The organism is Pseudomonas sp. PNPG3, from assembly GCF_023093815.1.
Classification (GTDB): domain Bacteria; phylum Pseudomonadota; class Gammaproteobacteria; order Pseudomonadales; family Pseudomonadaceae; genus Aquipseudomonas; species Aquipseudomonas asiatica.
On sequence record NZ_JALLKV010000034.1, the window covers coordinates 1 to 22,280 of the forward strand.

Here is a 22,280-nt window from a genome sequence, read left to right on the forward strand (position 1 = left end):
GCCTGCCTGGCGGCAGGCCATTACCGGCCCGAACACAAAAAAACTGACAGTCCCCCAACGGCCTCAGATCAAACCACGCCCTGCGCCAACATCGCATCAGCCACTTTCACGAAGCCCGCGATGTTCGCACCCTTGACATAGTTGATGCTGCCATCCGCCTCTTCACCGTAATGCACGCAAGCATGGTGAATCGACTGCATGATGTTGTGCAGCTTGCTGTCCACCTCACCGGCAGTCCACAGCAGGCGCATGGCGTTCTGCGACATCTCCAGGCCCGACACGGCCACGCCGCCGGCGTTGGAGGCCTTGCCCGGGGCGTACAGGATGCCGGCCTCCAGGAAGATATCCACAGCCTCCAGGGTAGTCGGCATGTTGGCGCCTTCGGCCACGCAGATGCAGCCATTGCGCAGCAAGGTGCGGGCGTCTTCGGCGTCCAGTTCGTTCTGCGTGGCACACGGCAGGGCGATGTCGCACGGCAGGCTCCACGGGGTCTGGCCCTTGCGGAACTCCAGGCCGAACTGCGCGGCCAGTTCGCTGATGCGGCCACGCTTGACGTTCTTCAGCTCCATCACCGCATCCCACTGGGCATCGGTCAGGCCGGCTTCGGCGTACAGGGTGCCTTCGGAGTCGGACAGCGAAATCACCTTGCCGCCCAGGTCCATGACCTTGCGCGCGGCATACTGGGCCACGTTACCCGAACCGGAAATCGCCACGCGGCAGCCATCGATACGCTTGTCCTGACGCTTGAGCATTTCCTCGGCGAAGTACACGCAGCCGTAGCCGGTGGCTTCCGGGCGGATCAGGCTGCCGCCGTAGGTCATGCCCTTGCCGGTCAGCACCGAAGTGAACTGGTTGGCAAGGCGCTTGTACTGGCCGAACATGAAGCCGATTTCGCGGGCACCCACGCCGATATCACCGGCCGGGACGTCCAGGTCAGCGCCGATGTGGCGGTACAGCTCGCTCATGAACGCCTGGCAGAAGCGCATGACTTCGGCGTCGCTCTTGCCTTTGGGGTCGAAGTCCGAGCCGCCTTTGCCGCCGCCCATGGGCAGCGAGGTGAGAGAGTTCTTGAACACCTGCTCGAAGGCCAGGAACTTCAGCACGCCCAGGTTGACCGACGGGTGGAAGCGCAGGCCGCCCTTGTACGGGCCGATGGCGCTGCTCATCTGGATGCGGTAGCCGCGGTTGACCTGCACCTTGCCCTGGTCATCGACCCAGGACACACGGAACAGTACGGCGCGCTCGGGCTCGACCATGCGCTCCAGAATGCCGGCCTGCAGGTAATGCGGGTTGGCCTCGAGGAATGGCCAAAGGCTGCGCAGCACTTCTTCCACAGCCTGGTGGAATTCAGGTTGGGCCGGATCGCGTTGCTTCAGGCGCGCGAGGAAATTGTCGACAGATTCGATCATGGTAGACATCTCACCAAGAGGATTGGACTTATTGGTTTTTTTCAGGAATGTACCAAGAAGCAATCGCACCGGAATAGGGCGAAATGTCGTTTTTTTGAAATTATTTGGTGCGTTTTATATAAGTGTATACAAATTCGCTATCAGTGTTGGCCTCTTCGCGGGTAAACCCGCTCCCACAGAGGAGCTGCGCAAGCCCGAGAGCTATGGGCATCCCTGTGGGAGCGGGTTTACCCGCGAAGAAGCCAACACCACTTTCCAGCCGAGCACAAAAATGGGGCCTCGAAGGGCCCCATTCTTGTGCATCAGAACACCGACTTACTGGGCCAGCTTCTTGTGCCGTACACGGTGCGGCTGGGCAGCAGCATCGCCCAGGCGCTTCTTGCGGTCGGCTTCGTACTCGGTGTAGTTACCCTCGAAGAACACCACGTTCGAGTCGTCTTCGTACGCCAGGATGTGGGTAGCCACACGGTCCAGGAACCAACGGTCGTGGGAGATCACGATCGCCGCGCCCGGGAAGTCCAGCAGGGCTTCTTCCAGCGAACGCAGGGTTTCGACGTCGAGGTCGTTGGACGGTTCGTCGAGCAGCAGGACGTTACCGCCCTCCTTCAAGGTCAGGGCCAGGTGCAGGCGGCCACGCTCACCACCGGACAGGTCCTTGACGAACTTCTGCTGGTCGCCACCCTTGAAGTTGAAGCGGCCCACATAGGTACGCGACGGGATCTCGTAGTTGCCGATGCGGATCATGTCAGAGCCGTCGGAAACCTGCTGGAACACGGTCTTGCCGCCGTCCAGGTCTTCGCGGCTCTGGTCGACGCAGGCCAGCTGCACGGTTTCACCGATCTCGATGCTGCCCGAGTCCGGCTGTTCCTTGCCCATCAGCATGCGGAACAGGGTCGACTTACCGGCACCGTTACCACCGATCACACCGACGATGGCGCCTTTAGGCATGGAGAACGACAGGTTGTCGATCAGCACGCGGTCGCCGTAGCCCTTGGTGACGTTCTTGAACTCGATGACCTTGTCGCCCAGGCGCGGACCGGCCGGGATGTAGATCTCGTTGGTTTCGCTGCGCTTCTGGAATTCCTGCGACTGCATTTCTTCAAAGCGCTGCAGACGTGCCTTGGACTTGGACTGGCGGGCCTTGGCGCCTTTGCGCACCCACTCCAGTTCCTCTTTCATGGCCTTTTCGTGGGCGCTCTGCTGCTTGGATTCCTGCGCCAGACGCTCGGACTTGGCTTCCAGCCAGCCCGAGTAGTTGCCTTCGTACGGGATACCGGCGCCGCGGTCCAGTTCCAGGATCCAGCCAGCGACGTTGTCGAGGAAGTAACGGTCGTGGGTAATGGCTACCACGGTGCCCGGGAAGTCGTGCAGGAAGCGCTCCAGCCAGGCCACCGAGTCGGCGTCCAGGTGGTTGGTCGGTTCGTCGAGCAGCAGCATGTCGGGGGCCGACAGCAGCAGGCGGCACAGGGCCACGCGGCGCTTCTCACCACCGGACAGGTGCTCGATGCGTGCATCCCAGGCCGGCAGACGCAGGGCGTCGGCGGCAACGTCCAGCTGGCGCTCCAGGTTGTGGCCGTCAGCGGCCTGCAGGATGGCTTCCAGCTTGGCCTGCTCGGCGGCCAGCTTGTCGAAGTCGGCATCCGGTTCGGCGTAGGCAGCATAGACCTCGTCCAGGCGTGCCTGGGCGTCCTTGATCACGCTGACCGCTTCCTCGACCACTTCGCGCACCGACTTGTTCGGGTCCAGTTGCGGTTCCTGTGGCAGGTAGCCAACGTTGATGTCGGGCATCGGACGGGCTTCGCCGTCGAATTCCTTGTCGACGCCCGCCATGATCCGCAGCAGGGTCGATTTACCCGCGCCGTTCAGGCCGAGCACGCCGATCTTGGCGCCCGGGAAGAACGACAGGGAAATGTTCTTGAGAATTTCCCGCTTCGGCGGCACGACCTTGCTCAGCCGATGCATGGTGTAGACGTATTGAGCCAAAACCAAGCCCTCTAATCAGATAGGTAAAGACATCGACGATCGCCCCGGCGCGCTGGCCAGGGGGATGTATTTACGGGGTGTCATTGAACAAAGTCGACCATTCTACGCCAACGCGCGGCGTTGCATAGGAGGGGCGGATGGTGGGGGTGGGATCGGGGGGAATCTATTGCCTGTGCTGGCCTCTTCGCGGCTAAAGCCGCTCCCACAGGTACTGCACAGTTCTCGAAGGCAGTGATAATCCCTGTGGGAGCGGCTTTAGCCGCGAAAGGGCCGGTATAGCTGCAGATGACTCAGACGTGACGCTGCTTGGCCTTGCCCCGAGGCAAGCGGCAACGGTCGCCCTGCTCGGCCAGGCGCGCGGCCCAGGCGGACTTCACGCTGAAGCCACCGCTACGAGCCGGCTGCTGCTCAGCAGCTTTGGCCGGTTTGGCGGCCGCAGGCACGCTGACAACCTTGGCCGCCGGCTTGACCTCGGCCACGGTAACAGCCGGCTCAACTGCCGCCTTGGCGGTCTTGCGCAGTTCGGCCAGTGATGGGCTCTTGCTCTTGGCGACAGCTGCCGCCTCGGGTTTGCTCAGCGAACGCTGGCAAGACTTGCAGGATACGTCCTCGGTCACGGCAGTGCTGACAAGGGTCTGACTGCTGCGCCCGCAGGCGGAATCGAGGCCATTGGAGGAAAAGTGAGTAACCAAAACCGAACATCTCCGATGCGTTGTCATTTGAAGCGGGCGCTATTCTCGCACAGGTTGCAGGGGCTTGCCGAACCACCGGGCAGGCACCACCGGTCACATCGGCTGGCACTTTGCCATAATCCTAGGCATGCTAGCCCGTTTCGGGTGTCCGGCCTTATAGTGCGCCACCGCGGTCTGGCAACCAGACACCGGCACACACCGTGCATGATCCATCCCTGCCATCGCCAGCCCAATCGCAGGATCAACGCTTGACCAATCTTACTCATCCGTCGTCATTGCGTTCCGCGCCACAGGCGCCCGTCGCCTCGCTGCGCGGGTCGATCAAGGGTGCGCTGGCGCTGCTGGCCCTGATCCTGCTGGGCCTGCTGCTGTGGCAGCTGTTCGCCCAGTTCAACCATACCCAGGCTGACCTGCGCAAACAGAGCCTGGACGCCACCGCCGAACTGGCCGACCACCTGAGCCTGAACATGGCCCTCAAGGCGCAACAGGCCGTGAATGTGGTGCAGCCCTACGTCAAGGCGCCGACGCCCTCGGCCTTGCCCAGCCTGCTGGGCACCCTTCGCGAGCGCCTCCCGGCCCTGCAGAGCATGGCCTGGCTGGACGCTACCGGCCAGGTGCAGGCCGACAGCCTGGCCGGCAGCCCTGACCGCCATTTGCTTGACGAGCTGCTCAGGCTGAACCAGGGCAGCCCGTACTTCTTCACCAATTCGGGCGACAACCGCACCGTCTACCTGCTGCTTCGCCAGGCCACCGAACAGGGCCGCGGCTACTGGCTGCTGCGCCTGTCGCCGGACTACTACCGCACCCTCACCCTCCACCTGGATGGTGCCGGCCACCCGCTGTGGCTGCTGGAAAACAGCCGCAACGGCGAGGTACTGCAAAGCCATGCGCCGGCCGTTACCAGCAACAAACCGCTGCAAAGCGTGATGCTGGCTTTCATCGACAACAGTACCTGGCAGTTGCGCGGCCTGTTCGACGCCAAGCTGGCCCAACAGAGGCTGCTGCCGGCGCTGCTCGGCAAATGCCTGCTGGTGCTGTTCTGCGCCCTGCTGCCGATGCTGGCCCTGGTCAACATGCGCCGCCGCCAACGGGCGCTGCAGGACGACCGCCGGCGCTATCAGGAAATTTTCGAAGGCACCGGCGTGGCCTTGTGTGTGCTCGACCTGTCCAGCCTGCCCGGCCAACTCGACCGTTACCACCTGCGCAACCGTGCCGCGCTCAAACACAGCCTGGCCCTGGACCCCAACCTGCGCCGCTCGCTGCTGCTGGAGCTGAAGATCACCGAGATCAACCAGGTGGCCCGCCAACTGTTGAACATCGACAGCCACGAAGGTGCCTGGCAGCGCCTGATCGATGGCACTGGCGATGGCCGCGACAGCATCGGCATGCAGCTGATCGACGCGCTGATCGAACAGCGCCCGCTGCTGGAGCTGGAGGTGCGCCTGCCGGCGCCGCTGGGTGGCGAGTTGCACCTGTGGCTGATGGCCCGCCTGCCGCAGCAGCGCCGCGACTGCCAGGCGGTCATCCTCAGCATCAGCGACATCACCAGCCGCAAGCAGGTGGAGCTGTCGCTGCTGGAGCGTGAGAGCTTCTGGTCGGACGTGGTGCGCACGGTGCCCGACCAGTTGTATGTGCAGGACGTGCTCAGCCAGCGCATGATCTTCAGTAACCGCCACCTCGGCCAGACCCTGGGCTACGACCGTACCGAGCTGGCGCATATGGGCGAGCGCTTCTGGGAGCTGCTGCTGCACCCCGAGGATGCCACGCACTACCAGGCGCTGCGCCAGCAACAGCGCGACAGCGGCCATGACCAGCCGCTGCACTGCCAGCTGCGTTTCCGCCACCGTGATGGCGGCTGGCGCTGCTACGACATCCGCGAACAAGTGCTGACCCGTGACGCCGACGGCCTGGTGACACGCATCATCGGCGTGGGTAAGGACGTGACGGTGCAGATCGAGGCCAGCCAGTCGCTGCGCGACAGCGAACAGCGCTACCGCATGCTCGCCGAAAGCATCAGCGACGTGATCTTCTCTACCGACAGGCTGCTCCAGCTCAACTACGTAAGCCCCTCGGTGCAAAGCGTGCTGGGCTACCAGGCCGACTGGATCTTCGCCAACGGCTGGCAGTCGATCATCGCCAACCCGTCCCAGCTCACCGGCATCTATAGCCTGATGGAGCGCGTCAGCAAGGCCATGGGCGACCCGGCCCAGCTTGCCCAGCTACGCAGCCAGCTGCCCACCCAGCTGTTCCTTTTCGACTGCCTGCGCGCCGATGGCCGCAAGATCCCCATCGAACTGCGCCTGGTGCTGGTGTGGGACGATGAAGAGCGCTTCGAAGGCGTGCTCGGGGTTGGCCGCGACATCAGCCAGCAACGCCGTGCCGAGAAAGACCTGCGCATGGCCGCGACGGTATTCGAGCACTCCACCTCGGCCATCCTCATCACCGACCCGGCGGGCTATATCGTCCAGGCCAACGAAGCGTTCAGCCGCGTCAGTGGCTACGCCGTCAGCGAGGTGCTCGACCAGTTGCCGGGCATGCTTACCGTCGACGAGCAGCAGGAAGGCCACCTGCGCTACGTGGTGAAGCAGCTTTACCAGCGCGGCAGCTGGGAGGGCGAAATGTGGCTCAAGCGCCGCGACGGCGACCACTACCCGGCCTGGGTCGGCATTACCGCAGTGCTGGACGACGAAGGCGACCTGGCCAGCTACGTGTGTTTCTTCACCGACATCAGCGAGCGCAAGGCCAGCGAACAGCGCATCCACCGCCTGGCCTACTACGACGCCCTCACCCACCTGCCCAACCGCACGTTGTTCCAGGACCGTCTGTACAACGCCCTGCAGCAGGCCGAGCGGCAAAAGGCCTGGGTGGTGCTGATGTTCCTCGACCTGGACCGCTTCAAGCCGATCAACGACTCCCTCGGCCACGCTGCCGGCGACCGCATGCTCAAGGACATGGCCCAGCGCCTGCTGGCCTGTGTGGACAACGACGACACCGTGGCGCGCATGGGCGGCGACGAGTTCACCCTGCTGCTGCAACCGCGCGCTACCCGTGAAATGGCACTCAACCGCGCCATCCACGTGGCCGAGAACATCCTCGGCAGCCTGGTGCGGCCGTTCGTGCTGGAAAACCGCGAGTTCTTCGTTACCGCAAGTATCGGCATCGCCCTCAGCCCGCAGGACGGCAGCGAGCTGAGCCAGCTGATGAAAAACGCCGACACCGCCATGTACCACGCCAAGGAGCGCGGCAAGAACAACTTCCAGTTCTACCAGGCGGAGATGAACGCCAGCGCTCTGGAACGCCTGGAGCTGGAGAGCGACCTGCGCCATGCCATGGAGCAGAACGAGTTCATCCTCTACTACCAGCCGCAGTTCAGTGGCGACGGCAAGCGCCTGACCGGCGCAGAAGCCCTGCTGCGCTGGCGCCACCCGACCCGCGGCCTGGTCCCGCCGGGCGAATTCATCCCGGTGATCGAAGAACTGGGCCTGGTGGTGGACGTGGGCGACTGGGTGCTGCGCGAGGCCAGCCGCCAGCTCAAGGCCTGGCACAAGGCCAAGGTGCGCGTGCCCAAGGTGTCGGTGAACATCTCGGCGCGGCAGTTCTCCGACGGCCAGCTGGGCACGCGCATCGCCACCATTCTGGAAGAAACCGGCCTGCCACCGGCGTGCCTGGAGCTGGAGCTGACCGAAAGCATCCTGATGCGCGAAGTGAACGAAGCCATGCAGATTCTCGCCAGCCTGAAAAACCTCGGCCTGAGCATCGCGGTGGACGACTTCGGCACCGGTTACTCGTCGCTGAACTACCTCAAGCAGTTCCCGATCGATGTGTTGAAGATCGACCGCACCTTCGTCGACGGCCTGCCTGAAGGCGAGCAGGATGCGCAGATTGCCCGAGCGATCATCGCCATGGCCCACAGCCTCAACCTGGCGGTGATCGCCGAAGGGGTGGAGACCCACGAGCAGCTGGAGTTCCTGCGCGAGCATGGTTGCGACGAGGTGCAGGGCTACCTGTTCGGGCGGCCGATGCCGGCGCATCAGTTCGAGGCGCAGTTCGCCAACGAGAAGCTCTTCATGTTCCATTGAGCAGTTGCCGGCGATGGGGCGCACAGCGCCCCAAAAAACGGACCTGCGAGTCAACTCCAGTTCCCGCCCAGCCCAGAAACGGCGCGGGATGCAACGTGAAGCCCATTGGTCCGCGACTTGATGCCACTTCATATGCCAGCCGCGGATCAATCGGTTAGAATGCCCCCCCAATTCACCCCGATCCTTGAGGACCGCCATGTTCAGCCGTGATTTGACCATTGCCAAGTACGACGCCGAGCTCTTCGAAGCCATGCAGCAAGAAGCTCTGCGCCAGGAAGAGCATATCGAGCTGATCGCTTCGGAAAACTACACCAGCCCGGCAGTCATGGAGGCCCAGGGCTCGGTCCTGACCAACAAGTACGCCGAAGGCTACCCAGGCAAGCGCTACTACGGTGGTTGCGAGTACGTCGACGTCGTCGAGCAGCTGGCCATCGACCGTGCCAAGGAACTGTTCGGCGCCGACTACGCCAACGTCCAGCCGCACGCCGGCTCCCAGGCCAACGCCGCCGTCTACCTGGCCCTGCTGTCGGCCGGTGACACCATCCTGGGCATGAGCCTGGCCCACGGTGGCCACCTGACCCACGGTGCTTCGGTAAGCTCCTCGGGCAAGCTGTACAACGCCATCCAGTACGGCATCGACAGCAACGGCCTGATCGACTATGACGAAGTCGAGCGCCTGGCTGTCGAGCACAAGCCGAAGATGATCGTTGCCGGCTTCTCGGCCTACTCGCAGGTTCTGGACTTCGCCCGCTTCCGCGCCATCGCCGACAAGGTCGGTGCCTACCTGTTCGTCGACATGGCCCACGTTGCCGGCCTGGTTGCCGCTGGCGTGTACCCGAACCCAGTTCCGTTCGCCGACGTGGTCACCACCACCACCCACAAGACCCTGCGCGGCCCGCGCGGCGGCCTGATCCTCGCTCGCAAGAACGAAGAGATCGAGAAGAAGCTGAACTCCGCCGTCTTCCCTGGCGCCCAGGGTGGCCCGCTGGAGCACGTCATTGCTGCCAAGGCCATCTGCTTCAAGGAAGCCCTGCAGCCTGAGTTCAAGGCTTACCAGCAGCAGGTCGTGAAGAACGCCCAGGCCATGGCCAGCGTGTTCATCGAGCGTGGTTTCGACGTGGTTTCCGGTGGCACCCAGAACCACCTGTTCCTGCTGTCGCTGATCAAGCAGGAAATCTCCGGCAAGGATGCTGACGCCGCCCTGGGCAAAGCCTTCATCACCGTCAACAAGAACTCGGTACCGAACGACCCACGTTCCCCGTTCGTCACCTCGGGCCTGCGTTTCGGCACCCCAGCCGTTACCACCCGTGGTTTCAAGGAAGCCGAGTGCCGCGAGCTGGCTGGCTGGATCTGCGACATCCTGGCTGACCTGAACAACGAAGCGGTGATCGACGCCGTGCGTGAGAAGGTCAAGGCCATCTGCAAGAAGCTGCCGGTTTACGGCAACTGATTGGCGATTGCCTGACAGGAAAAAGCCCGGCCTAGTGCCGGGCTTTTTCGTTTTCAGGTGGCGAATCCTGTGGAAGCGGGCGTGCCCGCGAAGAAGACGACTCGGTGGATGGCACCGGCCTGCGCCGGTATTCGCGGGCACGCCCGCTCCCACAGGCTATGATTGCGTTCCTCCCTTCAAGCACAGGCCCTACCTTGACCAGAGAGCAACTTGAAACCCACCAGGTCCCGATCTATTTCGTCGCCGTGCTCGCCGCCGTCACGTTCGGCCTGCTGACCAGCGACACTGCACAGCTCCTGGAGGCGCTGGTCACCCCCGCCATCGCCGTGCTGATGTACGCGATGTTCCTGCAGATCCCCTTCCTCGACTTGCGCCAGGGTCTGGGCAACCGCCGTTTCACTTCCGCCCTGCTGCTGGCCAACTTCGTCCTCGTGCCGCTACTGGGATGGGCCATCACCCGCGGGCTGGTCGAGCACCCGGCGATCCTCATCGGCGCGCTGCTGGTGTTGCTGACACCGTGCATCGATTACGTGGTGGTTTTCACCCACATCGGCAAAGGCGACTCCCGCCTGACCCTGGCCGCCACCCCTGTGCTGCTGTTGGTACAACTGGCAATGCTGCCGCTCTACCTGGCCCTGATGCTGGGTGACAACAGCAGCGTGGCCATTTCCATCACCCCGTTCGTGGAAGCCTTCGTGCTACTGATCGTGCTGCCGATGGTCCTCGCCGTACTCACCAGCGCCGGCGCCCGTCGCTCGCGCACGGTCTCGGCCTGGAACGATGCCTGGGCGTGGATGCCGGTACCGGCCATGGCCTTGGTGCTGGTGGTAGTGATCGCCTCGCAGATTGCCGTGGTGCTGCGTGATTTCGACCGCTTGCTGCCGGTGATTCCGGTGTACATCGGCTTCATGCTGCTGGCGCCTGCGCTGGGCATATTATCGGCGAGGCTGCTGCGCTTGCCGGCCACCGAAGCACGCTCGGTAACCTTCAGCGCCGCCACGCGCAATTCGCTGGTAGTGCTGCCGCTGGCGCTGGCGTTGCCGGAAGACATGCGCGGTTTGGCGGCGGCAGCTGTGATTACGCAGACATTGGTGGAACTGCTAGGCGAACTGGTCTACGTAAAGGCGATACCCCGGTTTGTGCGCTGACCCGGGGCGTCAGCCGCTTTGGGTCAGGAGCGCTCAGGGCACACGGCAAATACCTGTACCTCGACCAGGTAACCCTCTCCCAAGTCTGCGCCTACGCAAGCCCGTACTGGTTTCGGACAACCCTGCAACCAGGCGTCGTACACCTCATTGACCAGGTCGAAGTGGCTGTAGTCGGCAATCCATAACTGAACCCGGGTCAAATGTTCCTTGCCGACGTTGGCCTCAGCCATCAGCCCATCGATCGTACTCAACGCCTGGCGCAACTGCCCCTGCACATCCTGCTGCAGGTCGTCCGCGACCACGCCAGCCGTTTCGAACAGGCCCCTGTAGCTCACCGCCAGCGACATCCGTTCGCCTTGTCCATACCGTTCGATCATCAAGATTCCTCCTATTAGCCCATCTGGTTGAGGCAGACGACTTTGGGCTGAGTCATGTCCTCGTAGGCGAACCGCACCCCCTCGCGCCCAAGGCTCCCATATTTGGAGCCACCGAATGGCATGGCATCGAAGCGGTAGTCGGACGAGTCGTTGATCATCACGCCGCCCGCCTCGATACGCCGTGCCAGGCTCAACGCCAAGGACAGGTCTCGGGTAAACACACCAGCGTGCAAGCTGTACTCCGGGGCATTGGCCAGCGCTATGGCCTGCTCGATATCCTCGAAGGGCGCCAGCATCACCACCGGTGCGAACACCTCTTCACGCCACAGCCGGCTGGCGTGGTCAACACCCTCCAGCACTGTCGGCGAATAGGTCGCCCCCTGGCGCTTGTGGCCACAGAGCAGGCGAGCGCCGCCTTGAAGGGCCTGGTTCACGCGCTCTTCAATCTGCCGGGCCGAGCCTTCGGTGATCATCGGCCCCATGTCGGTTTCGCGCAGGCCAGGATCACCCACCACCATCGCCTGGGTCAAGGCAACGAAGCGCTGGCGGAACGCCTCATAGATCGAAGCGTCCACCAGGATGCGCTGGGTGCCGATGCAGTTCTGCCCGGCCGCCCAGAATGCGCCTGACACACAAGACTCGACAGTGGCCTCGAGGTCGCAGTCCTTCAGTACCAGCACCGGGGCGTTGCCACCCAGGTCCATGGCCAGTTTTTTCAGGCCCGCCCCCCGGGCAATCTGTTCGCCCGTGGCGAAGCCGCCTGTGAAGGAAATCATCCGCACTTCACGCACAGCCACCAGGGCCTTGCCCAGTTCGGCACCGCCAGTGGCCACGGTGACGACGGCCTCTGGCAGCCCCGCGTCGACCAGGTACTGCACCAGCTTCAAGGCAGAAAGCGGGGCCAGCTCCGAGGGTTTGAGAATGACCGCATTGCCCCCGGCAATCGCTGGCCCCAACTTGTGCGCCACCAGGTTGAGCGGGTCGTTGTACGGCGTGATGGCCAGGATCAGCCCCAGCGGCTCGCGTGTGAACCAGCCCTGACGCGATTCGGAGCCTTCGTAGGCATCGAACGGCACCACCTCGCCGGCATTGCGCCGCGCTTCCTCGGCAGACAGCTTGAGCGTGTTGATGCAGCGTTTCACCTCCTTCTCGGCCTGACGCAGAGTCTTGCCCGCTTCGTCGACAATCAGGCCGGCAAAATCGGCTGCATCGCGCTCTATCAGCCGGGCCGCCTGCTCCAGGATGCTCGCGCGACGGTGCCGAGGCAGCGCAGCACTTTCGTGCACGCCCTGCCGAGCACGCACGAGCAGACCTGGCACGGCATCGGCAGCAAGGTTGGCGACGCTGCCGACCAGGTTACCGTCGAACGGGCTGTAGACATCGATCAAGGCGGGTTGCTGGACGGCTACCCGGGACACGGAAGTCAGGCTCATGAAGGTTGCTCCTCAGGCCGAGCGGCCAGCAGTGTGGATGGCGACGATATCCGACAACAGGGCGAATGCCGTTTCGACACGCCCCGCACCCGGGCCGGACACGGTTACAGCGCCCAGCAATTCGGTGTTGAACGCAACCGCATTGGTGGCACCGGAAATACCCGCCAGAGGGTGGTTGCCGGGCAACAGGCGCGCTTCGACGCTGGCACGCACCGAACCATCGGTTTCACGGCTGGCACTGCCGATCAGTTTCCAGCGCTGGCCCGCCGCCTGCGCTTGCTGGATAGCAGCGCTATCGAGGCTGCTGATCCCGCTGCAGGTCACATCACTCACCTGCAAGCAAGCGCCGAGCAGCTCGTTGGCAAGGATCACCACTTTCAGGCGTACGTCATACCCCTCCACATCGGCGCTCGGGTCCGCCTCGGCATAGCCAAGTGCTTGCGCCTGGGCCACTGCATCGGCAAAACCGAGCCCCTCTTCCATACGCGTCAGCACATAGTTGGAGGTGCCGTTGAGGATGCCCTCGAACCCCACCAGGCCTGCGCCGGCCAACGTCTGGCGCGCCATGCGCAGCACCGGCGTACCACTCATGACCGCGCCTTCGTACTCGAACGACACACCATTGGCCTTGGCCAGGGCCTTCAGCGCCGCAGCATGCAATGCGATCGGCCCCTTGTTGGTAGTGACCACGTGCTTGCCAGCTTCCAGCGCCCAACGGCAGAAGGTTGCCGCCGGTTCACCGTCCTTGGGGTTGGTGAATGTGGCCTCGGCGATGATGTCGGCGCCAGACTGCTTGATCACCGATTCGTTGAACGCTTCAGCCGAACCTTGCGGGATCTGCGCCAGCGCCCCCTTCTGAGCAGGCAGAGCAGCCAGCGTGGCCGCATCCAGGCCGTTGCGGTCGATTGCCGACCCCAGGAACAGGTCGGTGACGCCAACGATCTTCAGGCCAAAGCCCAGCTCTTGCTGCCAGCGCGCATTGCGTTCGGCGATCAGTTGGGCCAGGGCACGGTTCACACCGCCAAAGCCAACAAGTGCAATTTTGTATTCGGTCATGGTTCGCTGTCCTTTCCAGACGGTTGGTCGATGGGGACAAGCGTAAGAGCCGTGCAATGCCAGTTGAATATGGCAATCCGCTGTATTTACTGGCCAATCTGACCAGTAGCCGATGCACGCCTGAGCGCCGCCGGAATGCAAAACGCCGCCAGGGCGCAAACCCGGGCGGCGTTGTTGTAGCAATGGTTGCCAAAAGGCAAACGCGCGTCTCAGATCACCGAGGCCAGGACGAACGATGTCACGGTGTTCTCGACCCCTGGCATGGCGGCAATCTCCTTCCATACATGGTGCACCCGTTCCGGGCTGGAAGCCTCGACGCGCAGCAGCAGGTCGAATTCGCCGCTGAGCACTTCACACTGGATCACCTCGGGGATCTGGCGCAACGCATCGAGCACAGCCTCTCCGCGCATGCGGTCGTAGCGGTAGACGAAGATGACCGCGTTGATCAGCGAGGTCGGTCGTCGCCCCTCACCGATACGCAGGGTATAGCCCTGGATGGCCCCGTCACGCTCCAGGCGCTCGATGCGCTGGCGTACCGCATTACGCGACAGGTTCACCTTGAGCCCCAGTTCGGCATGGGCAATGCGTGCATTGGCGGTGAGTTCGGCGAGAATTCGCTCGTCCAGGGGGTCGAGGATGCGCTTCATCGTCCTGCCTGCAACCGGGCCAATATCTCATGAACCCCCGCCAGGTCCTCTGGCGCCAGCAGCGGCCCACTGCCCGCGCTGCCAACACCACAGGCCGGCACCTCGCCATGCCAGGCCCCAAGCTCCGCCAGCAACCCGGCAGACTTTTCCGGGGCAAACTGCCCCAGCGTGACGATCGGCGCACCAATGTTGCGCCGGTGCAGGCGCCCGGCGAATGCCCCGGTGGCAGCGTGTGGGTCTACTGCGCAGCCGGTTTCCTGGAACAGCGTGACGATTTCTTCGCGAATGAGCGCGTCATCCACGGCGTAGGAGTCGAACAGCATGCGCGCGTGCAGCCACTGGCGGTTGCCGATGCTCAACTCGCCACAATCCTCGAAATGCTCCATCAGTGCCCGGGTCGCCCCACCATCGCGGTCATACAGCTCCCAGACGAAACGTTCCAGGTTGGAGAACAGCGAAAAGTCCATGACCGGCGACAAGGTCTGGCTGGTGGAACCACGGCTGTAGCGATTGCAGTGGATGAACCGGTGCAAGGCATCGTTGCGGTTGGTGGAAACAATGATCTGGTTGATTGGCAGGCCCATTTTCTGGGCAATGAACCCCGCGTAGATCTCGGCAAAACTGGCCGTGGGGATGCTGAAGCCCACCGGCCGTATCCCGCCACCCAGCTGAAGCGCCGCGTGGAAATAGAACACGATCTGCGCCAGCACGCCGACCCAGTTGGTCGAGTTGAAGCTCACGGGAATCAGCCCGGGGCACGGCCATGCACGCAGCAACGTCGACACCAGTGACTGGCAGTCATCGAAGCTGCCGTCCACGGCCACGCAGCTCACGCTTTCGGAAGCAGCACTGCGCATCACCGCCGCCCGGTCGGCCGGTGTCCCGGCACTAGGGTAAAGCGCCAGCAAGCGTGCCGTAGGGCAATGCCGCAAGGCTTCGATAGCGGCCACCGCCGTATCGCCGTTGCTGGCACCGACCAGCATGACCCGTTCGCAATCGGGCCCCAGGAAATGGCGAATGAGCCGCGCCTGCAACTGCGCGGCGAAATCCTTGGAGGAACGGGTAGGCCCGTGAAACAGCTGCAGGATCCATTCGTTATGGCCAATCTGCTGCAACGGTGCGATGCCACGGTGCTTGAAGCCGCGGTAGCTGTCGCTTACCAGCGCCCTCAGGGTCGGCTCATCGAGCGTGTCGCCGACAAACGGCGCCATTACCCGCCAGGCCAGTTCGTCGAACGGCAACCACGACCAGCTGGCAATATCCTGCTGGCTGAACGTCGGCACCGCAGTCGGCACGTACAGCCCGCCATCGTCGGCCAGCCCGGAAAGCAGCGCCGTGCGGAAATCAACCCGTGTCTCGTTGCCGCGCGTGGATGTGTACTGCATCGGTGCTCCAGGTAAATATTTGATTAACGGTGGGCCATCGCCACCAACCAGTGGCTGAAGGCTTGGGCATCCGTGGACAACGCCTCACCCAGGCCACGTACCAGGTAAAACGACTCGCTCGCCTCGATGCGCTGCGCAAAAGGCGCCACCAGCCGCCCCTCCTGCAGCAAGTCCTCGACCAGCGACGAGCGCGCCAGTGCCACCCCAAGCCCCAGTTCCGCCATGCGCAAGGTCGCCACCAGGGTGTCGAACTGCAGGCCGCTGGAAGAATCGACCTGATCGGCGCCTACCCGCTCCAGCCAGTAACCCCACCCCTCCTCGTAACCCAGCACATGCAGCAACGGGACGCGGGCCAGGTCGCGCGGCTCGCGTAGCGGGGAGCCGGCAATCAGCGCAGGCGAGCAGACTGGCACCAGCAGGTCGCGGGTCAGGCGCTGCGCCTCCACGCCAGCCCACTGGCCGCTGCCCCAGCGGATTTCCAGGTCATCCTCTGCATCCAGTTCCTTGACCCACAGGTTGCTGATGTAGCGGATGTCCACCTGTGGGTGCGAACGGCGAAAATCGGCCAGGCGGGGCGCCAGCCAGAAATGCAGGAACGACAGGCTGCCGCGCACTTTCAGGGGCCGACGCTGGCGTTGCCCGAAAATTTCATTGGTGCCTACCGCCAGGCGGCTTATCGCATCCTGCACCACCGGCAGGTAGGACTGGCCTTCTTCGGTCAACCCCAGCCCCCGGGGCAGGCGCTTGAACAGCGCCACCCCCAACTGGCTCTCCAGGTGGCGGATCTGCTGGCTCACGGCCCCTTGGGTGAGGTGCAGTTCCTCGGCTGCATGGGTGAAGTTCAGGTAACGCGCCGACACTTCGAAGGCTCTGAGCCAGTTCAAGGGGGGCAGGGTTTTCTGGGTCATCGGCGGTTTCTCGTGGCAACGTTCCGGTGCCCTAGTATCACCCTGCTCTGGCGGCCTCGGAACCTGTTGCCAAGGCTTCCGGTTGCAGCGGGCGACGGTCGCGGTACTTGCGGGTCAGCCAGTAGGCCAGGTAACACCAGGCGATAAATGGAAGACCAAAGTACAGGGCCACGCGCTGGGCCGGGTCGAAGGCAATGCCGACGCAGGCCAGCACGCAGCAGAAGATGGCCGCCAGCGGCACGAACGGGTAGCCGCGCACGCGGAACTTGAGGTCTTCGAGCTTGCCGCCATTGGCGATGTAATGGCGACGGAACGCCATCTGGCTGGCCGCGATGCTGATCCACACCACCACCACCGCCAACCCGGAAATGGACACAAGCGCCAGGTAGATGGTGTCGGGGGCAAACACACTGCTCAGCAGCGATGCCATGCCACCGGCCATGCTCAGGACGATGGCATTGAACGGCGTGCCACGACGCGACAGCGCCGCGTACCGGCGGGGCATGTTGCCTTGGTCGCTGAGGGTCCACAGCATGCGCGCCGCAGCATAGAGCCCGGAATTGGCTGCCGACAGCAACGCAGTGATGATGACGAAGTTCATGATGTCTGCGGCATAGGGGATACCGATCATGGCAAACACCATCACGAACGGGCTTTCAACCAACCCTGCCTGTTCACGTGGCAACAAGGTTGCCAGCACGAAGATGGTACCGACGAAGAACAGTGCCAGGCGCAGGACCGTGGTACGGATGGCCTTGGGTACGTTCTTTTCCGGGTCGCGGGTTTCGCCGGCGGCGATGCCGATCAACTCGGTACCCGAGAACGCGAAGGCCACCGCCAGCAGGGTCATGGCAATCGACCAGAAGCCCGTAGGGAACAGCCCCTCGCGGGTGAAGTTGCCCAGCCCGACACTGTGCGCCTGGGTAATTTCGAAAACGCCCAGGATCGCGCCGCCGCCCACCACCAGGAAGGCAATCACCGCCAGCACCTTGATCAGTGACAACCAGAATTCGGTTTCGGCAAACGACCGCACCGAAATGATATTGCTGATGAACACCGCAAACCCGAACAGCGCACTCCATATCCACACCGGCGTATCGGGGAACCAGCGCACCATCAGGATACCGGCGGCGGTGAATTCCGAGCCGATGGCCACGGTCCAGGTCAGCCAGTACATCCAGGCCACCATGTAGCCTGTTCCCGGCCCGAGGTAGCGCGTGGCGTAACTGCTGAACGAGCCGACTTCCGGCATGTGTACCGCCAGTTCGCCCAGGCACATCATCACCAGGTAGACCATGATCGCGCCGAGGATATAGGCGATGACCGCCCCCAGCGGGCCCGCCTGGTTGACGGTGTAGCCCGACGTCAGGAACAGGCCGGTACCGATGACACCGCCCAGCGCCAGCATGACGATATGGCGGGTTTGCATATCCTGCTTGAAGCTATGCGCCGAAGCATTTCTCGTTGTCGTTGTCTGCAGGGACATTGTGGTTTACTCATGAAAGTTGGCGGGCAAGGACGTTGCAACGACCTCGTCTTGGCAGAGCGAAGCGAATTGCCTTGCATATTGTTTTTGTTCGACTTCATGAAGTGGCACCCACCGCAAGGAGCGGGTGCTACACGCCTGCCTCAGGCCTGTGCTTCGGCCAGGCAGGCGTCTTCGTCACCGTGCAATTCCTTTGCTGCGGCCAACTCCTGGCGCACCGATGCACAGGCCTGTGCCAGGTCTGCCAGCAGGTCCTCGGTGTCCTCGATGCCCACCGAAATGCGCACCAGCCCTTCGGAAATGCCCAGGGCCAGCCGTTCTTCGAGGGTGTTTTCCACATGGCTGGTGGTACGCGCCGGGCCGTAGATGGTTTCTACCGCGCCCAGGTTGCCCGCCCGATGGGCGTACTTCAGGCGCGGCAGCAGCCGCGCTACGGTGGGCATGCCACCTTTGAGCACGAAGCTGACAATGGCGCCGAAGCCACGCATCTGCGCTTTGGCAATCTCATGGCCCGGGTGCTGGGGCAACCCCGGGTAGTTGACCGCTTCGACCAGCGGTTCGGTAGTCAGGTAATGCGCCAGGGCCTGGGCACTGGTCTGTTGCTGACGCAGGCGCAGGGCCAGGGTCTTGATACCGCGGATGATCAGGTAGGCGGAAAACGGGTCCAGCGCCGCACCGTTGATCTCGCGGTAGTGGCGCACCTGGGCCATCAACGACTCGGCACCGCACACCACCCCGCCCAGTACATCACCGTGCCCGGACAGGAACTTGGTGGCACTGTGCACCACTACATCCACGCCCAGGGCCAGCGGGTTCTGGTTCAGCGGGGTGGCGAAGGTGTTGTCGGCCACCACCACGGCGCCAGCCTTCCGGGCGGCAGCGCTCAGGCGCTGGATGTCCAGTACCTTGAGCGTGGGGTTGGTAGGGGTTTCCAGATACAGCAGGTCGCAACCCGCGGCGATCTCGCGCTCCAGCGCTTCGGTGTCGAGGGTGTCGCACAGGCAGACCTGCACGCCCATGCGCGGCAGGAACTCTTCGAAGATCTTGTTGGTACCGCCGTAACTGTCGCGGGTCGATACCACACGCTTGCCGCTTGAGAGGAAGGTATGCAGCACGGCACTGATGGCAGCCATGCCGCTGCTGAATGCCACCGCCGACTCGGACTGTTCCAGCTCGCAGAGCTTGGCTTCCAGGGTAGCGACTGTCGGGTTGCTCATGCGGCTGTAGATGTAGCCGGGCAGCTTGCCCTGCGCCACGTCGTACCAGGCATCGATGTCGTTGTAGCCGTAGGCGGCACTGACCACGATCGGGGTCTGGGTAGCGTTGTACGGATGCTGAACCTGCTCCCCGCTCCACACCACACGCGTACCGATACCGGCCGCTGCATTGCCCTCGAATTTCTCGTTCTTGTTCATATCCGGTTCCCGCACCGCTGAGTTGTGTACACCGATTCGGCATCGGCTTTCAGCGGACTATAGGGGCATGGCGGGGGGACTGAAAAACGATGGAATCCGGGTCTGAGTAACGTTTTTTTTAATGGCTGGGGCCGAGCGGGTGCGGAAGCCGCCCTGCCCCTTCAAGGCTTTACGCCAGGTTGCGTTTCAGCTCGGCGATATGCTCCGGGCCAATGCCACAGCAGCCACCGATCATGCTGGCACCCCGTTCACGCCAATCGTTGGCCCATGCCAGGTAACCCGGCGGGTCAAGGTCTTCGCGCAGCTCATCCAGGCCGTCGTTGGCGGTGGCTTCCTTCGGCTGTGGCGGGAAGGCGTTGGCATAGGCGCCGATGGCGATGTCGGCGTTGTGTCGCTCGATTACCGAGCGCGCTACATCCAGTGCAGCGCCAATGACCTCGGGCTGGCTGCAGTTGAACAGCACGGCCGCCGCGCCCAGGCCGACCACGGCTTCGATGGCATCGGCCACTGGCTCGCCGGAGCGCAGGCGTGGCACCTCGTCGACCTCTTCGTCCTGCAGGGTGAACGACACCCAGAACGGCCTGCCGTCTGCCGGCAATTGGCTGTGAATGGCTCGCACCTCGGCAACCGAGCTCTGGGTTTCGGCCAGCCACAAGTCAACATGCGGGGCCAGGCCCTGCAGCAACGGGGCCAGCACCTCCTCGACGCGCTCGGGCTGGAACAGGTCCGGGCGATAGGAGCCGAACAGCGGCGGCAGCGAGCCCGCCACCTTGACCGGGTGTGCTGCGGTATCGGCGGCATGCCGCGCCAGCTGGCCTGCGATATTGGCCAGTTGTCGGCCTTCCTTTGCAAAACGCTCTTCGCCGATGTGGAACGGCACCACCGCATAGCTGTTGCTGGTAATGACCTGGGCACCGGCAGCGATAAACGCTGCGTGCACACCAACCACCGCTTCCGGCGCCTCGCTCAGCGCCAGCGCCGACCACTCGGGCTGACGAAACGGCGCCCCACTGCGCTGTAGCTCACGGCCCATGCCACCGTCGAGAATTACCATCGCTCGCTGTTTCATATAACTACTCTAAAGGTGCTTATGAATAAAATTCATTATGTAGGTGACATTTATAACTATTAAATACCGCTTCCTATAATTGGCCAACATTTCAGGTATGTCCATGCGATTTTCTACTGTGCTCGGTGCGGGCCTTGTGCTGCTCGCAACTGCTTCCCAGGCCTTTGCCGGTGCCACGCTGGAGCGGGTTGAATCGCGCAAGGAACTGGTCAACGTTTTGATGGAAAGCTACCCACCGTTTTCATTCCTCAATGACCAGAACCAGCTGGACGGTTTCGACGTGGATGTGGCCAAGGCCGTGGCGGATAAGCTCGGCGTCAAGCTGCGCCTGGAAACCCCTTCGTGGGACGTGATCGCCGCAGGCCGCTGGAGCGGCCGCTACGACATCTGCATCTGCTCGATGACCCCGAGCAAGGCCCGCGCCGAAGTGTTCGACTTCCCGGTGGAGTACTACGCATCGCCTGCGGTGATCGTGGTCAACGCCAAGGATGAGCGCATCCATGGCGCCAAGGACCTGGAAGGCCGCAAGGTAGGCCTGACCAGTGCATCGAGCTACGAGAGCTACCTGAACAAGAACCTGGTGATCGAAGGCGACGAAGACAAGAAGCTCGAATACCCCTTCGATTTCGTGCAGATCGCGCCCTACGACACCGACAACGTCGCCTTCCAGGACCTTGGCCTGGGTGCCGGCGTACGCCTGGACGCCATCCTCACCAACCTGGTGACCGCGCAGCCGCGCCTGGACCAGGACAAGCGCTTCAAGCTGGCAGGTGCCCCGCTGTATGAAGAGCCGAACTCGGTGGCCATCGAGAAAGGCGACCCCGAGTGGGATGCCAAGGTGCGCCAGGTGTTTGCCGAGTTGAAGGCTGACGGCACCCTGGCCAAGCTGTCGCAGAAATGGATTGGCGCCGATATCAGCAAATGAGCACCTTCCCCTCCTCCCCCAAGCCCGTGGTCAAGCCCACGGGTGCCGGCCTGTTCGGTTTTCGCACCCGGCTGCTGCTGACCTGGCTGGCGCTGTTTGGCCTGTTCGTTGCGTTTTTCCTCAGTTTCGATCTGAAGTTCTCGATCATCCTGGAGAAGTTTCCGAACCTCGCCGGGTTCAAGCTGGGGCCCAACGGCTTTCTGCAAGGCGCGGCACTGACCCTGTTCCTTTGCCTGTGCTCGATGGTGGTGTCGGTGCTGTTCGGCTTCGCCGCCGCGCTGGCGCGGTTGTCGAACAGCGCGGTGCTGGTGGGTATCGCCAGCTTCTACACCTCGTTCTTCCGCGGCACACCCCTGCTGATCCAGATTCTGCTGATCTACCTGGGACTGCCACAGCTGGGCCTGGTACCGGGCGCCATCAGCGCCGGCATCATCGCCTTGTCGCTGAACTACGGGGCCTACCTGAGCGAAATCTTCCGCGCTGGCATCCTCGGCGTCGCGCGCGGGCAACGTGAAGCGGCACTGGCGCTGGGCATGCGCACGCCGCAGATCTTCTGGCATATCGTCCTGCCCCAGGCCATGCGGGTGATCATTCCGCCTACGGCCAACCAGTTCATCTCGATGCTGAAGGATTCATCGCTGATATCGGTGATGGGGGTATGGGAGGTGATGTTCCTGGCGCAGTCGTACGGGCGGTCGAGCTATCGATACCTAGAGATGCTGACCACGGCGGCGGTGATTTACTGGGTGCTGTCGATCCTGCTCGAGCTGGTGCAGGCGCGGCTGGAGCGGCATTTTGGCAAGGCTTACCAGCGCTAG

General features: G+C 63.2%; 17 protein-coding genes. 5 read left to right on the top strand and 12 right to left on the bottom strand.

Features of this window, described 5'->3' with window-relative positions:
* Positions 1-68: 68 nt before the first annotated feature.
* The 3 genes from gdhA to MJ643_RS20045 all read right to left on the bottom strand — a co-directional run bounded on the left by gdhA (position 69) and on the right by MJ643_RS20045 (position 4,084).
* Positions 69-1,409 (bottom strand): NADP-specific glutamate dehydrogenase, encoded by a 1,341-nt coding sequence (gene gdhA, locus MJ643_RS20035; protein ID WP_015268894.1) that lies wholly within the window; start codon positions 1,407-1,409, stop codon positions 69-71.
* A 315-nt stretch (positions 1,410-1,724) separates the two neighbouring features.
* Positions 1,725-3,392, bottom strand: a complete 1,668-nt coding sequence (gene ettA / locus MJ643_RS20040) for an energy-dependent translational throttle protein EttA (RefSeq protein WP_015268893.1) — start codon at positions 3,390-3,392, stop codon at positions 1,725-1,727.
* Between the two features lie 290 nt (positions 3,393-3,682).
* Entirely contained in the window at positions 3,683-4,084 is a 402-nt protein-coding gene (locus MJ643_RS20045) for a hypothetical protein (RefSeq protein ID WP_024086234.1), read from the bottom strand.
* 248 nt (positions 4,085-4,332) lie between these two features.
* On the opposite strand from MJ643_RS20045, the gene MJ643_RS20050 reads away from it, so the two are divergent.
* From MJ643_RS20050 to MJ643_RS20060, 3 genes are all read left to right on the top strand, one after another.
* Positions 4,333-8,163, top strand: coding sequence for a bifunctional diguanylate cyclase/phosphodiesterase (locus tag MJ643_RS20050; protein WP_047594547.1), 3,831 nt, complete (start codon positions 4,333-4,335; stop codon positions 8,161-8,163).
* Positions 8,164-8,359: 196 nt separating this feature from the next.
* Entirely contained in the window at positions 8,360-9,613 is a 1,254-nt protein-coding gene (gene glyA, locus MJ643_RS20055) for a serine hydroxymethyltransferase (RefSeq protein ID WP_003256308.1), read from the top strand.
* 194 nt (positions 9,614-9,807) lie between these two features.
* Entirely contained in the window at positions 9,808-10,761 is a 954-nt protein-coding gene (locus MJ643_RS20060) for an arsenic resistance protein (protein ID WP_208209678.1), read from the top strand.
* A gap of 23 nt (positions 10,762-10,784) precedes the next feature.
* Here the strand turns inward: MJ643_RS20060 and MJ643_RS20065 are convergent, their stop codons facing one another.
* From MJ643_RS20065 to MJ643_RS20105, 9 genes are all read right to left on the bottom strand, one after another.
* A complete protein-coding gene (locus MJ643_RS20065; protein ID WP_049866930.1) occupies positions 10,785-11,108 on the bottom strand; it encodes a RidA family protein in 324 nt (107 codons plus the stop codon).
* 44 nt (positions 11,109-11,152) lie between these two features.
* Positions 11,153-12,571, bottom strand: a complete 1,419-nt coding sequence (locus MJ643_RS20070; RefSeq protein ID WP_013970807.1) for an aldehyde dehydrogenase family protein — start codon at positions 12,569-12,571, stop codon at positions 11,153-11,155.
* A 12-nt stretch (positions 12,572-12,583) separates the two neighbouring features.
* The gene (locus tag MJ643_RS20075; RefSeq protein WP_013970806.1) at positions 12,584-13,627 is read right to left on the bottom strand and encodes a homoserine dehydrogenase; all 1,044 of its coding nucleotides are present in this window, start codon (positions 13,625-13,627) and stop codon (positions 12,584-12,586) included.
* Positions 13,628-13,836: 209 nt separating this feature from the next.
* The gene (locus tag MJ643_RS20080; protein WP_013970805.1) at positions 13,837-14,274 is read right to left on the bottom strand and encodes an Lrp/AsnC family transcriptional regulator; all 438 of its coding nucleotides are present in this window, start codon (positions 14,272-14,274) and stop codon (positions 13,837-13,839) included.
* Positions 14,271-15,659, bottom strand: a complete 1,389-nt coding sequence (locus MJ643_RS20085; RefSeq protein WP_013970804.1) for a threonine synthase — start codon at positions 15,657-15,659, stop codon at positions 14,271-14,273. Before MJ643_RS20085 ends, MJ643_RS20080 begins: the two co-directional genes overlap by 4 nt.
* Before the next feature lie 23 nt (positions 15,660-15,682).
* The gene (locus MJ643_RS20090) at positions 15,683-16,567 is read right to left on the bottom strand and encodes a LysR substrate-binding domain-containing protein (protein ID WP_013970803.1); all 885 of its coding nucleotides are present in this window, start codon (positions 16,565-16,567) and stop codon (positions 15,683-15,685) included.
* Positions 16,568-16,604: 37 nt separating this feature from the next.
* Complete coding sequence (locus MJ643_RS20095; protein WP_003256305.1) at positions 16,605-17,996, bottom strand: amino acid permease; 1,392 nt, start codon at positions 17,994-17,996, stop codon at positions 16,605-16,607.
* A 200-nt stretch (positions 17,997-18,196) separates the two neighbouring features.
* The gene (locus MJ643_RS20100) at positions 18,197-19,468 is read right to left on the bottom strand and encodes a cystathionine gamma-synthase family protein (protein WP_013970801.1); all 1,272 of its coding nucleotides are present in this window, start codon (positions 19,466-19,468) and stop codon (positions 18,197-18,199) included.
* A gap of 169 nt (positions 19,469-19,637) precedes the next feature.
* Complete coding sequence (locus MJ643_RS20105) at positions 19,638-20,522, bottom strand: homocysteine S-methyltransferase family protein (RefSeq protein ID WP_031325950.1); 885 nt, start codon at positions 20,520-20,522, stop codon at positions 19,638-19,640.
* A 118-nt stretch (positions 20,523-20,640) separates the two neighbouring features.
* Here MJ643_RS20105 and MJ643_RS20110 point away from each other — a divergent pair, with 118 nt between their 5' ends.
* Together MJ643_RS20110 and MJ643_RS20115 are read left to right on the top strand one after the other, a co-directional pair.
* On the top strand, positions 20,641-21,462 hold the full coding sequence (locus tag MJ643_RS20110; protein WP_023663597.1) for an ABC transporter substrate-binding protein: 822 nt from the start codon (positions 20,641-20,643) through the stop codon (positions 21,460-21,462).
* Complete coding sequence (locus tag MJ643_RS20115; protein ID WP_013970798.1) at positions 21,459-22,280, top strand: amino acid ABC transporter permease; 822 nt, start codon at positions 21,459-21,461, stop codon at positions 22,278-22,280. The genes MJ643_RS20110 and MJ643_RS20115 overlap by 4 nt, the downstream gene beginning before the upstream one ends.

Excerpts from the sequence above, each read along its gene's own strand:
- MJ643_RS20110 (WP_023663597.1), top strand. The coding sequence starts at position 20,641 with ATGCGATTTTCTACTGTGCTCGGTGCGGGCCTTGTGCTGCTCGCAACT.
- MJ643_RS20085 (WP_013970804.1), bottom strand. The coding sequence starts at position 15,659 with ATGCAGTACACATCCACGCGCGGCAACGAGACACGGGTTGATTTCCGC.
- MJ643_RS20095 (WP_003256305.1), bottom strand. The coding sequence starts at position 17,996 with ATGCAAACCCGCCATATCGTCATGCTGGCGCTGGGCGGTGTCATCGGT.
- MJ643_RS20105 (WP_031325950.1), bottom strand. The coding sequence starts at position 20,522 with ATGGTAATTCTCGACGGTGGCATGGGCCGTGAGCTACAGCGCAGTGGG.
- MJ643_RS20080 (WP_013970805.1), bottom strand. The coding sequence starts at position 14,274 with ATGAAGCGCATCCTCGACCCCCTGGACGAGCGAATTCTCGCCGAACTC.
- MJ643_RS20100 (WP_013970801.1), bottom strand. The coding sequence starts at position 19,468 with ATGAACAAGAACGAGAAATTCGAGGGCAATGCAGCGGCCGGTATCGGT.
- MJ643_RS20065 (WP_049866930.1), bottom strand. The coding sequence starts at position 11,108 with ATGTCGCTGGCGGTGAGCTACAGGGGCCTGTTCGAAACGGCTGGCGTG.
- MJ643_RS20075 (WP_013970806.1), bottom strand. The coding sequence starts at position 13,627 with ATGACCGAATACAAAATTGCACTTGTTGGCTTTGGCGGTGTGAACCGT.
- gdhA (WP_015268894.1), bottom strand. The coding sequence starts at position 1,409 with ATGATCGAATCTGTCGACAATTTCCTCGCGCGCCTGAAGCAACGCGAT.
- MJ643_RS20090 (WP_013970803.1), bottom strand. The coding sequence starts at position 16,567 with ATGACCCAGAAAACCCTGCCCCCCTTGAACTGGCTCAGAGCCTTCGAA.
- glyA (WP_003256308.1), top strand. The coding sequence starts at position 8,360 with ATGTTCAGCCGTGATTTGACCATTGCCAAGTACGACGCCGAGCTCTTC.
- MJ643_RS20070 (WP_013970807.1), bottom strand. The coding sequence starts at position 12,571 with ATGAGCCTGACTTCCGTGTCCCGGGTAGCCGTCCAGCAACCCGCCTTG.
- MJ643_RS20115 (WP_013970798.1), top strand. The coding sequence starts at position 21,459 with ATGAGCACCTTCCCCTCCTCCCCCAAGCCCGTGGTCAAGCCCACGGGT.